This window comes from Kitasatospora sp. NPDC057518 (assembly GCF_042802075.1).
In the GTDB taxonomy this organism is placed as follows: domain Bacteria; phylum Actinomycetota; class Actinomycetes; order Streptomycetales; family Streptomycetaceae; genus Kitasatospora.
The window spans coordinates 1-15,508 of the sequence record NZ_JBHVEU010000203.1 but is presented as its reverse complement, the minus strand read 5'-3'; the positions used below and the strand labels follow the sequence as shown (position 1 = coordinate 15,508).

9 protein-coding genes are annotated in these 15,508 nt (G+C 74.6%); 5 read left to right on the top strand and 4 right to left on the bottom strand.

What is annotated here, in order from left to right:
- The 4 genes from ACFU7Z_RS21345 to ACFU7Z_RS21330 form a co-directional block, all read right to left on the bottom strand.
- On the bottom strand, window positions 1–1,304 hold a 1,304-nt coding region (locus ACFU7Z_RS21345), incomplete at its 3' end, for a protein kinase (RefSeq protein WP_380778900.1).
- Window positions 1,301–2,203, bottom strand: a complete 903-nt coding sequence (locus ACFU7Z_RS21340; protein WP_380778898.1) for a tetratricopeptide repeat protein — start codon at window positions 2,201–2,203, stop codon at window positions 1,301–1,303. The genes ACFU7Z_RS21340 and ACFU7Z_RS21345, both read right to left, overlap by 4 nt.
- 31 nt (window positions 2,204–2,234) lie before the next feature.
- On the bottom strand, window positions 2,235–5,534 hold the full coding sequence (locus ACFU7Z_RS21335) for a serine/threonine-protein kinase (protein WP_380778896.1): 3,300 nt from the start codon (window positions 5,532–5,534) through the stop codon (window positions 2,235–2,237).
- Window position 5,535: 1 nt separating this feature from the next.
- A complete protein-coding gene (locus tag ACFU7Z_RS21330; RefSeq protein ID WP_380778894.1) occupies window positions 5,536–6,147 on the bottom strand; it encodes a hypothetical protein in 612 nt (203 codons plus the stop codon).
- 231 nt (window positions 6,148–6,378) lie between these two features.
- Between ACFU7Z_RS21330 and ACFU7Z_RS21325 the strand changes: the two genes are divergently transcribed.
- The 5 genes from ACFU7Z_RS21325 to ACFU7Z_RS21305 all read left to right on the top strand — a co-directional run bounded on the left by ACFU7Z_RS21325 (window position 6,379) and on the right by ACFU7Z_RS21305 (window position 15,442).
- On the top strand, window positions 6,379–7,713 hold the full coding sequence (locus ACFU7Z_RS21325) for an alpha/beta hydrolase (protein WP_380778892.1): 1,335 nt from the start codon (window positions 6,379–6,381) through the stop codon (window positions 7,711–7,713).
- A gap of 49 nt (window positions 7,714–7,762) precedes the next feature.
- A complete protein-coding gene (locus ACFU7Z_RS21320) occupies window positions 7,763–8,821 on the top strand; it encodes a trypsin-like peptidase domain-containing protein (protein WP_380778890.1) in 1,059 nt (352 codons plus the stop codon).
- A 4-nt stretch (window positions 8,822–8,825) separates the two neighbouring features.
- The gene (locus ACFU7Z_RS21315) at window positions 8,826–9,935 is read left to right on the top strand and encodes an effector-associated domain EAD1-containing protein (RefSeq protein ID WP_380778888.1); all 1,110 of its coding nucleotides are present in this window, start codon (window positions 8,826–8,828) and stop codon (window positions 9,933–9,935) included.
- A 5-nt stretch (window positions 9,936–9,940) separates the two neighbouring features.
- Window positions 9,941–14,029, top strand: coding sequence for an AAA family ATPase (locus ACFU7Z_RS21310; RefSeq protein ID WP_380778886.1), 4,089 nt, complete (start codon window positions 9,941–9,943; stop codon window positions 14,027–14,029).
- 186 nt (window positions 14,030–14,215) lie between these two features.
- Window positions 14,216–15,442, top strand: coding sequence for a hypothetical protein (locus ACFU7Z_RS21305; protein WP_380778884.1), 1,227 nt, complete (start codon window positions 14,216–14,218; stop codon window positions 15,440–15,442).
- The last annotated feature ends 66 nt before the right edge of the window (window positions 15,443–15,508 follow it).

Genomic DNA, 15,508 nt, shown 5'->3' with positions numbered 1-15,508 from the left:
GCCGGCTGCTCCCGCAGGGCCTGGTCGACCACCTCGGCGAGGCGGCGCGGGAGGTGCGGCGCCACCTCCCGCAGCGGGGTGGCCGGGGTCTGCAGGACGACCTGCCACGGGTCGGTGCCGGGCGGGAAGGGGCGGGGGTAGCGGCCGGTCAGCATCCTGTAGAGGCAGGCGGCCAGTCCCCAGACGTCGACCTCTGGGGTGGCGTAGCGGAAGTTGACGATCTGTTGGCGGGGCATGCAGGAGGGCTTGCCGGCCGTGGTGCCGGTGCGGGTCAGGCCGCTGAGGCCCGCCTGGTCGAAGGCCTTGGCCAGGCCGAAGTCCGCCACCTTCGCCACCGGTCGGCCGTCCGGCCCGTGGTCGAGCAGCAGGTTGCCCGGGCTGAGGTCGCGGTGGACCACGCCGGCCGCGTGGGCGTGGGCCAGTCCGGCCAGCGCCTGCAGGGCGAGCGGTACGGCCTCGTCCGCCGGCAGTCGCCCGCCGCGTCGGCCCAGCAGGTCCTCCACGCTGCCGCCGCGGCAGTATTCGAGGGTGAAGAAGAAGGTGCCGCCGGCGAATCCGACCTCGTGCAGGGTGACGATGTTCGGGTGGTGCAGGGTGCGGGTGACGGCGACCTCGCGCAGGAACAGGGCCCGCGCCCGGGTGCTGGCCGCCACCTTGGGCAGCATCAGTTTGAGTGCCACTTCCCGGCCGGTCCCCCGGTGGCGGGCCAGGTGGACGGTGCCCATCCCGCCGCGGCCGAGCTGGGCCGACAGTTCGTAGTCGGCGAGCGAGGCGACGGCCCCGCCGCCCTGGCGGGCCAGCGCGAGCAGTTGCCGCAGCACCATGCCGGGCTCGGCGCGGCAGGTCGCGCAGACGTAGCTGCCGTCCCGGCCGTCGGCCTCGTCCGCCGTGTCCCGGCCGCAGGCGGCGCAGCGGGCCGGTCGCAGGCGCAGGGTGGGGGCGGACCGGCCGACCCGGAAGACGGTGTCGCCGATCCGGATCTCGTCGCCGTCGGCCAGGTCGTGCTCGGGGAGGTCGAGTGCCGCGCCCTCCTCCGGGCTCTGGTTCCGGGCGCGCTGGCCGATCTTCCTCCCGTTGACGTACGTCCCGTTGAGGCTGCCGAAGTCGCGGATCCGGATGTCGGGCGGGTTGATGTCGAGCAGGCAGTGGTGCCGGGAGACGGTGCGGTGGCGCTCGTCGTCCGGCAGCCGCGGCATGCACTCGGCGGCACGGCCGAGCAGGCAGGTGGTGCGCTCGGTGAAGACGTGCTCGTCGCCGGTCCCGGGGCCGCCCACCTGGTGCAGGACGACCGTGGCCTCGCTCATGCGGGCCGCCCCGGGCCCTGCTCCGCCATGCGCGTCAGGTGCCGCTGCGCCTTCGCCGATCCCCGTCGGGCGGCCTGCCGGTACCACTCGGCGGCCCGCTCGGGCGAGCCGGCCTCCAGCAGTTCGCCGAGGTTGAGCATGCCCATCGGCTCGCCCGCCTCCGCCGAGCGACGGAACCACTCCTGGGCCTCGGCCACCCGGTCGCTGTAGCGCAGGACGGTGCCCAGGTTGTTCATCGCCTGCGGGTGCCCCTCGTCGGCGGCCCGCCGGTACCAGAGCTCGGCCTCGGGCTCGCGTCCGGCCTCCTGCACCAGGTACGCCAGCGAGTACATCGCCTCCGCGTTCCTCTTGTCGGCGGCGGCCCGCAGCCACCGCTCGGCCTCGGCGGTGCGGCCCGCCTCGGACAGCAGCACGCCCAGGATGTACGCGGCCTGGTCCTCGCCCTGTTCCGCCGCTCCGCGGAACCACCGCTCGGCGTCGGCCAGGCGGTTCTCGTCGACGGCGCGGAAGCCGGCGCCGACCATGGCGGGAGCGCAGTCGAGTTCGGCGGCGCGCTGCTGCCAGGACGCGGCCTCGGCGGCCCGGCCGGCCTTCCCCAGCACCACGGACAGGTTGTGCATGGCCAGCGGTTCGCCGAGCTCGGCGGCGCGGCGGAACTGCTGTTCGGCCTCGGCGTCACGGCCCTCGTCGAGCAGCCGGGCCCCCAGACGGATCAGGGCCTCGGCATCGCCGGACCGCGCCTGCCGTTCCTGCCGGGCGACCCGGCTGTCCAGCCCCGGGTCGCCGCTCAGCTCCATGATCGCCCGGGTCAGCGGCGCCAGGTCGCTCCCGGCCTTCCCGGACGCCTTCGCGGACGCCTTCTCGGACGCCTTCTTGGTGCGCTTACGGCCGAACCACACGACGGCCTCCCCTCTCTCCTCGACGCTCCCGTCATGATTGCCGACGGACCGCCAGCTCCCAGTCCAGGCACCAGAGTTGAACGGAACCGTCACCGCGGACGCACACCGCCGAGCCGCCGTCCGGGCCCGGTTCGACCCCGGAGAAGCCGGCCGGACGGCCGGCCAGCACGCGCAGGCAGCGGCCGGTGCCGAGCTCCCACACCCGCAGCGCGCCGTCGTCCTCGCCGAGCGACAGCACGAACCGCCCGTCCGGGCTCAGTCGGAGCGCCCCGGTGCCGCCCGGCTGGTCGTCGAGGACCCGCAGACAGGCCCCGGTGCGCAGGTCCCAGAGCCGGATCGCGCGGTCCTGGCCGCAGCCGGAGAGCAGCAGTCCGCGGTCGGCGTCGACCAGCAGCTCGGTCACGGTGGCGGTGTGGCCGTGGAACTCCCGCAGGCGGCGGCCGGTGGGGACGTCCCAGAGCCCGATGGAGTGCTTCGGGCCCGCGGTGACGGCGGTGCGCCCGTGGGGGGAGAGCCAGAGCGCGGGCCCCCAGAGGTTGGGCCCCCGGCCGTGGTCGCCCTCCAGGGTCCGGTGGCAGGCGCCGGTGGCCGTCTCGAACAGCCGGATCCCGTCGTCCGCGCCACGAGCCAGGACGAACCGCCCGTCCGCGGTGAACCAGGCCGTCCCCGCGCCCAGGGCGAGCCGGGCCGCGGTGAGCCGGGCACCGGTCGCCGCGGACCAGGAGCCCAGGGTCCCGTCGCCGCCCGCGAACAGCACCGTCCGGCCGTCACCGGTGAAGCGGAGCCTGCCGTGCACCCGCGACAGGCCCTCGATCAGCGGCCCGCGCTCGCCGGTCTCCGCACCGAGCAGCTGGATGCCCCCGGGCACCCGGACGGCCACCGTCCGGCCGTCCGGTGCCAGGGCCGGCGCGCCCCAGGCGCCGTCGTACAGCACCCGGGCGGGCCAGGCCGCCCGCAGTCCGGTGCGGGTCACCCGCCGATCACGGGCCAGCTCCTGCCAGGCGGTCAGCACCCGGGGATCGCGCTCGTGGCCGGGCAGGGCCCGGGCCCGGCTCAGCAGGTCGAGGGCGGCGGCGCACCGGCCGGCCGCGTGCTCCCGCCCGGCCCGCTCGACCAGCGCGGCCAGCCGGCTGCTCAGGTCGTCCAGTTCGGCGTGCCGACGGGGGCGGCTGAGCTGTGCCGCGGCCGGGTGGGGCTCGGGCAGCGGCCAGCGCCGGGCGGTGCCGTCCCGCCCGGCGGAGAGCAGGTGCCTGCCGTCGGCCAGGAACACCACGGCGTCGACGTGGCCCCGGTGCCCGCGGAAGGTGCGCAGGCAGCGGCCGGTGTCCGGTTCCCAGAGGCGGACCGCGCCGTCCAGGCCCCCGCCGGCCAGCAGCCGCCCGTCGGGGCTCAGGGCGAGGCGGTGCCCGGCGCCGTGGCCGGCGGCGATCTCCGCGTCGAGGCCCGGGCCGCGCACCCGGAGCCGGTCGCCGACGGCGGCGGCCACGGTGCGGCCGTCCCGGCTGAGGCAGCACGGTTCGTGCGCGTAGCGGCGTTCCAGCAGCGGGGTCTGTTCACCGGCGCCAGCTGGATCGCGCACCGCGACCACTCCCTCGGGGCCGTCGAAGACCAGCAGCCGGCCGTCCGCGGTCGCCTCGACGGTGCCGCCCGAGAAGCCGTCCAGGATGAAGCGGGCCCGGCCGGTCGTCAGCTCCCAACCCAGGACCGTGCCGTCGCTGGTGCCGCCGACCACCAGGCCCGCCCCGACGAGCAGCCGCAGCGAGCGGACGGTGGTGCTGCCGGACCGGTAGTACGGGGTGAAGACCCTCAGGCAGCGGCCGTCGCCGAGGTCGAACAGCCGGACCAGGCCGTCGGAGCCGACGCCCACGGCCCGCCGTGCCTCGGCGTCGAGGTCCACCGTGTGCCGCAGCTCGTCCAGCTCCCGCAGGCACCGGCCGGTGGCCACCTCCCAGAGCTTGACGGCGCCGTCGCAGGCCGTGAGCGCGAGCCGGCCGTCGGGGGTGGGCCGGATCTCGATGTCGGGTGCCGCCCGCCGGGTCCGGCCACCGTCCCAGGGCGAATCCGTCCAGCGCTCGTAGTCGTACCAGGGCACGGTCCAGCTGGTCGGCTCGGCGGCGGGGCCGACGGCGCCGCGTTCGCGCTGCACCGCCTCGATCAGCGGCCCCAGCCGCGCGGCGCCGCCGTCCGCCCTGGCCGCGTCCAGGGCGGCGAGCAGGTCCTCGTCGGTGAGGCCGCCCTGCCGCCAGTGCATCAGACCGGAGTTGTAGGTGGCCTCCGGGTGGCGCGGGTCGGCGGCCAGGGCCGCGCCGAAGGCGGCTTCGGCCTCCGGCGCGCGGCCCAGGTCCAGCATCGAGACGGCCCGGTTGTTGAGCTCGTCGGCGCGCAGCTCGGCCTCGCGCGGCTCTCCGCGGTCGATCGCCCGCCCCGTCAACTGAAGGTGGATGTCGGCGAGTTCGTCAGCCACCTCGGCCATCGAGGCGGGCCGGTCGGCCGGGCGCTCGCGCAGGCAGCGGGCCAGCAGCTCGGCGACCGGCTCCGGCAGCGGCGGCGGGCCGTCCCCTTCCGGACGCCAGGTCGAGCCGGGCGTGAACCCGCGACCGCCACCCGACCGGTAGGAGGCCAGCGCCTCGCCGACCACCGGGCCCATCAGCCAGGTCACCTCGCCGGTGAACATCTCCACCACCGACACCGCGAAGCTGTAGAGGTCGGTGCGATGGTCCAGCGGTTCGCGCCTGGCCTGCTCCGGCGAGGCGTACGCCATGGTCATCCCGCCGCCGGACACCCGTTCACCGCCCGTGGCCCGCGCCTGGGCCAGCCCGAAGTCGGTGACCTTGGCGGTGCCGTCCAGGTCCAGCAGGACGTTGGCGGGCTTGACGTCCTGGTGCACCAGGCCGCGTTCGTGCGCGTGCCGCAGGCCCCAGGCGGTCTCCACCGCCAGGCGCAGGATGCGGGCCGTGGACTCGGCCGGGCCGCCCGCGTAGAGCCGCCGGTCGTCGATCCACTCCCGCAGGCTGCCGCCCGGCAGGTACTCGGCGAAGACCCGTGGCAGCCCGTCCAGGACACGGACGTAGTGGCAGCCGCAGACGTGCGGGTGCAGACCGAGCGACACCCAGGTCTCGGCCTCGCGGACGAACCGCTCCTGCTGCTCCGGCGTGCCGAACAGCTCGGGGCGCGGGCACTTCACCGCCAGGTCGACGTCCCACTCCAGGTGCCACACCCGGTAGACCACGCCCATGCCGCCCTCGGTGTGCACCCGCAGCACCCGGTACTGGTCGGCGACCACCTCGCCGACCGACCAGGGCGCCGGAACCCCGACGGCCGGTCCGGGCACCTCAGGCGGCCCGGTACGGCGACAGCGCGGCGAACGCCGGTGCCACCACGGCCGTCCGGCACACCGTCCGGGCCCAGGCCCGGGCCAGCGAGAGGGCGTGCCTCGGGAACATCGGGTCCCAGTCGGCGGCGTGGCTGCGCTCGTACGGCAGCTCCGGGTCGTACGGGTGGCCGCCGCTGTCCGTCCCCGCCGGGTCGAGCCTGAGGCGCACCATCGACTCGCGGACGCCGGTGACGCCCGACTCCTGGAACTGACCGGTCAGCACGGCGGTGACGGTCGACCTGGCGATCAGGAACGAACCCCGGAACCGGAAGCCGGTGCGAGAGCCGGGCAGCCGTTCGGACACCAGGGTGTAGAGCGCCGGAACACCGCCCAGCGACACCGCCGCCGCCTCCAGCAGCGACCCGCCGACCACGGCGTGGCCGCGCGCCAGGGTCACCCGCAGCGCCTCGATCCCGTCCAGCCAGACGGGGGCGGGCGGCAGCGCCTCGCGCACGCTCAGCACCACCACGTCGTTCCAGGTGTCCGGGACGAACCACCGGCCCTCGTCGAGCGGTTCGAGGCCGGCGGTGTCGAAGGCCAGCGGGAGCGGGAGCGGAGTTGATGGGGACACGATCGGAAGCTAACACGCGGCCCTGTCAACCGTCAGGCGTGCTCCGATTTCTGATACATCCTCAGATCCTCCCCGGTACGCGTTCGTGACAGTGGCCCGATCCGGCACCGGACCTGGGCGAACCGCCCGCGCGTAGCCCTCCACGACCTATGATGCGAGCGATCCGGTTCGACACGTGTTGTCGCGTTGTCACGCCGTCGGGTACGTCGTGAACAAGCCAGGTGGGGGACGATGGTGGACATGTGGGAGGTGCTGGAGCCGGCCGTCGCCCGGGTCTGGCCGAAGGTGCCCGACAGCCTGTCCGAGGCCGAGCGCGAGCGTCTGGAGGCGGAGGTCCTGGTGGCGCTGCGCGCCCTGGAGACCGCGCGCGGCGATGCGCCGTCAGCCGGGGCCGAAGGGACCGAAGGGGCCGACGGGGCCGATCCCGTCGAGGAGGCCGCCCAGGCGGTGGCCGCCGCCTTCGAGGCCTACCCGCCGCTGGGCGACCTCCTCGTCGCCGCGTTCGACGCGCTCGTCGACGGCCAGGAGCGTTTCGGCCCGGACGCGCCCCCGCCCTCCTGGGGCACGGCGCTGCGCTCGCTGCTCGTCCCCGTCCTCTACGCCACCGACCGCGCGCCGGCCGGCGGGAGCGGCACCAGCGCGGCCTACGGCGGCGACCGCGGCCAACTGTCGTACGGGGAAGCCCTGGTGAACGTCCCCGACGACCACCGCATCGGCGCCGTCGAGAAGCCCCGCTGGTGGCGGCTGCGGTTCCGCACCAACCCGGCCCGGGACACCCAGCTCGGCGACGTCAGCCCGCTCACCGCCGCCGGGTTCGCCGAGCGGGCCCGGGGCCACCACCTCCCCGGGGACGACGAAACCCCCCGATCGGCACTGGTGTTCGTCCACGGCTACAACGTCTCCTTCGCCGACGCCGCCGTCCGCGCCGCCCAGATCGCCTACGACCTGAACTTCACCGGCCTCCCCATGCTGTACAGCTGGCCGTCCAAGGCCTCCGTCACCGACTACGCGGCCGACGGCAACGCCTCCCGCCGGGCCGTCCCGTACTTCCAGGAGTTCCTGCGGCACGTGCTGACGGACACCGGCGTCGACGAACTGCACGTCGTCGCCCACAGCATGGGCAACCGGGTGGTCGTCGACGCGCTGGCCGACCTGGACACCACCGCGCTCCCCGAGGGCGCGGGCCGGCTCGGGCAGGTCGTCTTCACCGCGCCCGACGTCGACGCCGAGGTGTTCCGCCAGCTCGTGCCCCGGGTCGTCCGCCAGGCGCGCGGCTGCACCCTCTACGTCTCCGCCAACGACCGCGCGCTCGCCGCCTCCCGCCTCCTCGCCGAACACCCCCGGGCGGGCCAGGCCGGCCCGGGCGTGGTGGTCGCACCCGGCCTGGACACCGTCGACGTCTCCGAGCTCGACACCGGCCTCACGGGCCACTCCTACCCGGGCGACCACCGGTCCGTCCTCTCCGACCTGTACGGGCTGCTGCGCCACGGCCACCGGCCGTCCCAGCGCTACGGGCTGGCCCGGGTCCCGCACCCGGACGGCGCGTACTGGGCCTTCCAGCCGTAACGATCCTCGCAGCACGACTTCCCCTCTCCGACGAGCGAGCACACAGGGCATGGCGACGACGAACCCCGCACCGCGAACGACCCACTTCCTGGACAGCTACCCCTTCCGGTGGACCGACCCCGGTGCCGTCGAACTCCGCGACCTACTCGCCTCCGTCCACTTCCGGGTCAACCCGGTGCTGGAGCTGGCCCAGCAGGCGGGCATCGCCCCGGCCGAGGTCAACTGGGACCAGCCGATGTCCCTGGTCTGGTTCGACCTCATCACCGTCGCCCGGAAACAGGAGAAGCTCCGCCCGCTGCTCGACCGGATCGCCGCGGGCCCCGACCAGGCGCTCGCCGCCCGCATCCGCGAACTGCTCGCCGCCCGGCCCGTGCTCCCCGCCCCCGAACCGGAGCTCCCGGCAGGCACCTGGGCCGCCTTCCGGGACCCGGACGAACAGGAACGCCAGATCTTCCGCGCCTCCGGGTTCCAGGACGTCGCGTTCCTGCGCCGCGGCGCCGAACTCGCCACCGCCGTCTGCCGCCTGCTGGTCACCCACGCCGACGGCCAGGCCTGCTACGGCACCGCCTTCCGGATCGGGCCCGACCTCCTGCTGACCAACCACCACGTCCTGTACTCCGACGGCCGGCCCGCCGAGGCGGTCGAAGCCTGGTTCGGCTACGAGCAGGACCTCGACGGGCGGGAGCTCAGGTACCGCACCGTCCGCTGCGCCCCCGCCACCGCCGTCGGCCGGCCCGAGGGCGACTGGGCCGTGATCCGCGCCGCCGAGCCCCTGCCCGAGGACGCCCTGGTGGTGCCGATCCCCGACCGGGCCACCGTCGCCGAGGGCGACCGGGTCTGCATCATCCAGCACCCGCACGGCCTGGTGAAGAAGCTCGCCGCCCGGCACAACGTCGTCCGGCACGTGGACGAGCAGGTCGTGCAGTACTGGACCGACACCGAGTACGGCTCCTCCGGCGCCCCCGTCTTCGACGAGCGCTGGCGGCTGGTCGCCCTGCACCGGGGCCACGTCCGCATCGGGCAACGGCTCAGCGCCTCGGAGTTCCGCAACGAGGGCCTCCGGATCGAGCGGGTGGCCGAGGGCCTGGCCGCCGCCGGGGTGAGGTGAGCCGGTGGCACTGCTGGACCTGCGCGCGTTCCCGAACGAGGACCCCAGAGCCGCGGAACTGCTCAGGGCCCTCATGTACACGTACGGCCTCCCGCAGCCGGCCCGGCAGGTCGTCGCCCGCGCCGGCATCGCCGAGGCGGAGATCGCCTGGCAGGGGGCGATGCTCGACGTCTGGCCGGACATCGTCGAGAAGGCCGCGGCGACCGGACGGCTGCGCAGGCTCGTCGAGGTCGTCGCCGAGGACCCGAACTCCCGGGCCGCCTCACCGGTGTTCGCGTACCTGCTCGCCGAGCAGCGCACCTCGCAACCCGCCGAACAGACCACCGACCCGTTCGGCCACGGGCTGATCAACGACCGGCAGCGCGCCTTCTTCGACCGGACATCCCTCCGCTCCCGGCTGCGGGAGATGGTCCTCGACCGCGGCCACCGCGTGCTCACCGTCGAAGGCGGTCCGCGGACCGGCCGGACCTTCACCTGGTTCCTCATCCACCACGTGCTCGCGAGCCAGGGGATCCACCCCTGCCGGATCCGGCTGAGCGAGTACACCGAGCCGGTCCGGGTGGCCGAACTCACCGGATTCCTCAACGACGAGTTCCGGGAGTGGAGCGTGCGGATCGACCACCACTCCTCCGAGGACCAGCAGGCCGACCGGCTGGTCAGCCAGCTCAGGGGCCGGATGCGGGAGGAGCGGCGGTCCGTCCCGGCGCAGCCCCGGCACTGGCTCGTCTTCGACGACTCGGAGTCCGTCCGCTTCACCGAACCCGCCCTGCGCGCGGTCGTCCGGCTGGTGCAGGCGGTGGTCGAGGAGGAGATGGCGGACCGGCTGCGGATCGTGCTGCTCGCCTACGACGGCTGGCTGCCGCCGGACGTCGAGGGGTACACCGCCCGGGAACAGCTGGGCCCGATCGGCATCGAGGACCTCCACGACTTCTTCCGGACGGTCGCGGCGGAGGCCGGCCGCCCGATCGACGCCGACACCGCCCGCGGCCTCGCCGCCAAGGTGCTGAGCGAGACCGGCCACGACGGCTGCCTCCCCGACGGCCCGCTCCCCCTGACCACCGCGATCCAGCACACGGCCGCCGGCCTCGGCCGAAGCCTCTACCAGGGATGTTGACGACGGTGACCGAGACCCTCGCCCCGATGCCCGACGCCGTCTACCGTGAACGGACCGTCCTGCTGGGCGCGTTCACCGCCGAGAGCCTGGCGGCGACCACCCCGGGCGCGGACGCGGCCGAACCCGGCGCGCTCCTGCGGGACTTCCTCACCCAGGACTGCGAACGGGTCACCACCCGGGACGGCCGCCGCTGGCGGCTCGCCCCCGAGGTCCGCAGCCACACCATCGAGACCCTGGGCCGTCCGGAACGCCTGCTGGCCACCCTCACCGCCGCCCCGCGTACGGAGGGCGACGCCGCACGCGACTGGGCCGAACGGTTCCTCGCCGCGCGGAACCCGCCGCTGGAGGCACAGGACTTCGACGAGCTGTACGCGGCCCTCACCGTGGTCGGCTGGTTCCGCGACGCCCCCCGCGCCCGGGCCGCCCTCGCCGACCACGGACTCGACCTGCCGTCCGCCGACGAGGTGCAGCACCACCTCAAGCGGGCCCGGCTGCTGCAACCGCTCCAGGCCCTCGCCGACGAGAGCTTCACCGGACGGGAGGACGAACTCGGCACGCTGACCGACTACGTCGACGCCAGGAACGGCTACTCCCCCTGGCTCCTGGTGCACGGGCCGGGCGGCGTCGGCAAGTCCACCCTGCTGTCGCGCTTCCTCCTGGACCGCGCCGGAGCGGAGTCGGTCGCCCATGTCTACCTGACCTTCGAGCGACCCGAGCTGGCGCCGGAACGCCCGCTCACCGTCCTGGCCGAAGCCGTCCGCCAGGTCGCCCTGCTGGCACCGGCCATGCGCGAGCCGGCCGACGCCCTGGAGCACTCCCTCCGCCGCACCGTCGCCGCCGACCTCCGGTCGGAGCGGGACCGCAGCTCCTCCTCCGGGCGCCGGACCTCACGCCGCCACGACACCGACGTGCTGCTCCACCGGGTCGGCACCTTCCTGGCGGCCTTCGGGACCGACCACGGCGGCCGGGCGCCGCTGCTCGTCCTCGACACCTTCGAGCGGGTGCAGCGGCGCGGCCAGTACGCCCAGCGCCGCCTGCTGCAGGCCCTGGACGACCTGCGGTGGAGCTGCCCGAACCTGCGCGTCATCGCCGCCGGCCGCGCGCCCGTCGACGACCCCCGCTTCCGTTCCCTCCCGCTGGAAGGCTTCGACCCGCCGACGGCCCGCCGCTACCTGCGCCGCCAGGTCGCCGAACTCGCCGGGCGCACCGACGAGGAACTCGACCTGGTCACCGGCACCGTCGGCCGGAGCCCGCTCAACCTCAAGCTGGCCGCCGCCCTGCTCCGCCGCGAGGCCGACGCCCTGCGGGACCCGGCGCTGCACGACCAGCTCCGACGGAAACTGGAGGCCGAGACCGTCCAGGGCGTGCTGTACCGGCGCATCCTCGACCACCTGGAGGACCCGGACCTGCGCCGCATCGCCAGCCCCGGCCTGATCGTCCGGAAGGTCACGCCGGAGGTCATCCGCCACGTCCTGGCCGAACCGTGCGGGCTCGGCGCCGTGGACGAGGATCGCGCGTGGGGCCTGTTCCACCGCTTCCGGGACGAGGTCTCCCTCGTCGAGGAGGTACCGGGGCAGGACGCGGTCCTCCACCGGGCCGACGTGCGCGCCGTCATGCTGCCACTGCTCCGCCGCGACCACGCCGAGGTCGTGGAGCTGATCCACCGCCGGGCGGCCGCCCACTACGAGGACGCCGGCGACCGGGTCGAGGAGCTGTACCACCGGCTCGCCCTCGGCGAACCGACCGCCACCCTGGACGCCCGGTGGGAGGAGGAGGCGGGCCGGCTGCTGGAGCCGGCCAACGACGAGCTGCCGCCCTGTTCGCAGGTCTACCTCGCCGAGCGGATGGGGAACATCGTCTCCGCGGAGCTCCGGGCGCAGGCCGACGACGAGACGTGGGCCCGGCAGGCAAGGCGCGCCGGAGACCAGTTCCTCCTGGACGACCGCCCGGAGGACGTGCTGACACTCCTCGGAGAGCGCCCTCACATCCGGATCGTCGGTCTGCGCATCTCGGCCCTCGCCACCCTGCAGCGTTGGGACGAGGTGGATGCCCTGGCCGACGACGTTCTCACCACCGAGCCCGACCCGACCACCGCGACGGGCATGTTCATGGCCCGCGCCCAAAGCGCCAGGAGTCAAGGAGACTTCGCCTCGGCCCACGACCTGCTCAACCGGGCCCTCCTCGCGGCCGAGGCCATCGAGGACAGGGTGATCACTCTCGGAATCATGTCGGCACTCCTGCGCCTGCACCGGGACAGCGGGTCGCTCGACTCACCCGACGCCCGAAAGCTCCGCGCCCGTACACTCGCGCTCGTCAGTGATCTGGACCAGCGCGATGTCACCCAGAACCCCGAGATCATCCGACTCATCGCCGCCGAACTCGGCGACGGTGCGCCCGAGTTGGTCTCCTATACCACCCAGCATTCCGGCCTCGACCTCTCCGACGGAGGTGATGCCGCCCTGCTCGATTCCCTCACCCCGGAGGAGCTGCGCGACTTCACCAGGGCCACCGGCGTCAGCGTTCCACTGCCCGCGACCGACACCGACCCCTCAGGCCCCGCCCCCACCAGCGTGGACTTCGGCGACGCCGTCAACACCTACCTCGGCGCAGGAGGCAAGCACGCCGAGGCCCTGAACAACGCCGTGGTGGAGAACCTCCGGCACGAGGTGGACTTCGCCGCTCCCTCCGCCCCCGCCCGCGACACCACCCACGACGCCGTCGTCCTCCTCCCCGGCCACATGGGCAGTTCGCTCCTCGACACCGAGACCGGCCGCCACGTCTGGGGCGACCTCAGACCCACCACCCTCCTCCGGCTGAGCCTCACCGACGACTCCTCGCTGCGCGTCACCCCCGACGAGCGGGCGGGCCGGACCGGCCGCCTGCGCCCCGACGGCCTGCTGCGCGCCCCGGCCTGGCTCTCGGCGCTCGGCGGCCTGGAGACCTACCAGCCCCTGCTGGACGCCCTGCACGCCACCGTCCTCCACGAGGACGCCGTCCTGCCGTTCCCCTACGACTGGCGGCTCTCCGCCGAGGTGAACGCGCGTCTGCTGGCCGAGGCCGCCCACCGCCACCTGGCGGCCTGGCGCGCGAGCCCGCACCGCCGTCGGGCGGGGGTGCCCGACGAGGAACCCCGGCTGGTCTTCGTCGCCCACTCCACCGGCGGACTCGTCGCCCGGGCGGCGCTGGCGGCCGATTCCCGGCTGGCGGCGCTCACCCGCGACCTGGTCACCATCGCCACGCCCTTCCACGGCACCCCCGCGGTCGCCGAGATGCTGGGCGGCCGCCGCCGGTTTCTCCCGCGCCCGCTGTCCGGGCTGGCCGCCTCCCTGCCGGGGGTGTACGACCTGCTGCCGACCTTCCGCTGCGTCGAGACCGACGACGCGCTGCGCCGGCTGGACCTCGACGACGTCCGCCGCCTCGGCGGCGATCCGGAGCTCGCCGCCGCCGCCATGGCGGCGCGGGCGGCGGAGTCCCGCGCGGCCTTCCTCCCCCGCACCCGCGCCGTGGTCGGCATCGGCCAACCGACCGTGCAGGGCCTGCGGTTGGCCGGGGACGGCCTCGAACCGGTGCTGACGGCACCGCGCGCCCACGACGACGGCCGCCCGTACCGGAGCGAGTCCGGCGAGGCCGTCCGCTGGGACCGCGGCGGGGACGGCCTCGTCCCGCGCGACGCCGCCGCGCCCTCCGCCTCGAACGCCGTGCTGTTCGTGTCCGGCCGGCACGGCACCCTCTGCTCCGATCCGCACGTCCTGGAACTCGTCCGGTCCGTCCTGACCGACCGGCGGCCGGCCGCCGTGCGGCCCCGCCCGGTCAGCCACGCCCTCCAGCGCCCGGGCCTCGGCCTGTCCCTTCCCGAGACGACCGTCCCGGGCCAGCCCTGGCCGCTCATGGTGCACGGTGCGTCACCGGACGACGCCGCCTGCCGCATCACCGACGAGGCCACCGGGGCGACCGTCGCCACACCCCGGCTGCTCCTCAGCGACGCGACCCTGGTCGCCGCCGTCACCCTCCCCCACCCGGGCCTCTACCGGGTCACCGTCACCTCCGGCCCCGACCGCGTCAGCGACCTCCTCCTCACCACCGGCCCCGACTGACCCCACCGGCGGACGGGCGGCCGGAGCGCAGGCGCTCGGCCCGGTGCGCCGGGTGGCCCGAACGGGGTGCCCGGAAAGGAGGGTGCGCCGGGCGGCCGGGATTGGCGCGCCCGGCGTCTTCACACCATTCGGTCCGGAGGCTCCACCTTCCCGATCAACGCCTCCCGAACGAAAGGATGCCCGCACATGGCAGCAACCATCACCGGCCGTCGCATCGCCCAGGTCGTCGCGGCCGTCGTCGTCGCGGTGGCCGCCGGGTGGACACCGGTTCCGGCACAGGCCCACAGCGCCCCCGCCCAGCCGCTGCCGGCCGTACCCGCCCCGCTCGCCGACGACTGGTACACCCAGTGGAAGAACACCACGGCCGATCCCGACGCACCGGTGAAAGAGACACGACCGAAACTGACCTGGCGTTCGGACCAGGACGTCCTCTGGCGGGGGTCCAACCGGACCCCCGAGGTCATCTTCGCCGACGGGCTGCGACCACAGGGGGAGAAGACATCCGAGGACCAGCGCCAGTACAACTGGGTCAGCCAGGTCGACCGTTCGACGCCCGAGACCGTGTTCTCGGGCGCCTCACGGGACCAGAGTGTGGCAGTGGATTTCGGCGCCTGGATCTACGAGGTCCACGCACCCTGGGGAATCGACCAGGAGGCGTCCGGCACGTACACCACCATGTTCGGCCTGTACCGCGGCGAGCAGGAGATCACCTTCCCGGGCGGCATCAAGTCGCGGTTCATCAAGGACGCCTGCCCCAGGGACGGGGGCGCGTGCCAGTCGAACCCGCACTACGACCCCTCGGGCGCCGACAAGCCGCAGGACGTCGCGGCGGTCACGATCGACTGGGCCCGCCTGTGGCCCACCCAGGACGCCGGGGCCCTGCCGTGGGTCTCGGAGGAGGGGATCGCCTGGGCGGTGGGAACCGACACGCTGAACCCCTTCCAGGGTGAGGACGCCTTCCGGGAGGGCCTCAAGCCGCGGGTCGGGACGGCTCCGTGGCTGGGCCTGTTCAAGGAGCACGTCCTGAACAAGCCGACGCCGTCGGTGCTGGAGCACGGCTGGGAGGCCCTGGCCGTCGGCGCGGCCGTCCCGGGGTTCCGCGCGAAGTCGGACGCGGAGGAGCTGGTCAGCGAGGCCAAGGCGGGCGGCTGGGTCTACCAGCTCCTGGACACCGCGCACGGTTTCCGTACCGATCTCCTGAACAAGCCGACCAAGGATCCGACGCCCGCCGAACCGGTGGAGCTCGGCTACGTGGGCGGGGTGCGCGGCGGCCTCCTGCTGACGGCCTGCCACTACCCGAAGGGGGCCACGGTCTCGGACCAGTGCTTCAAGAACCCGCACCCGGGCACGAACGCGAGCACGAACACGCACACGCACGTGGTCGCGCCACTCGACCCGGTCGTCGCCCGCTGAGCCCCGCGGGCCGTCCGAACGGCTCGGCCTGACGGCACTCCGTGGACACCGCGCTGCCCGGGGGAC

Coding starts and splice junctions, on each gene's coding strand:
- ACFU7Z_RS21320 (WP_380778890.1), top strand. CDS start 7,763: ATGGCGACGACGAACCCCGCACCGCGAACGACCCACTTCCTGGACAGC.
- ACFU7Z_RS21325 (WP_380778892.1), top strand. CDS start 6,379: ATGGTGGACATGTGGGAGGTGCTGGAGCCGGCCGTCGCCCGGGTCTGG.
- ACFU7Z_RS21305 (WP_380778884.1), top strand. CDS start 14,216: ATGGCAGCAACCATCACCGGCCGTCGCATCGCCCAGGTCGTCGCGGCC.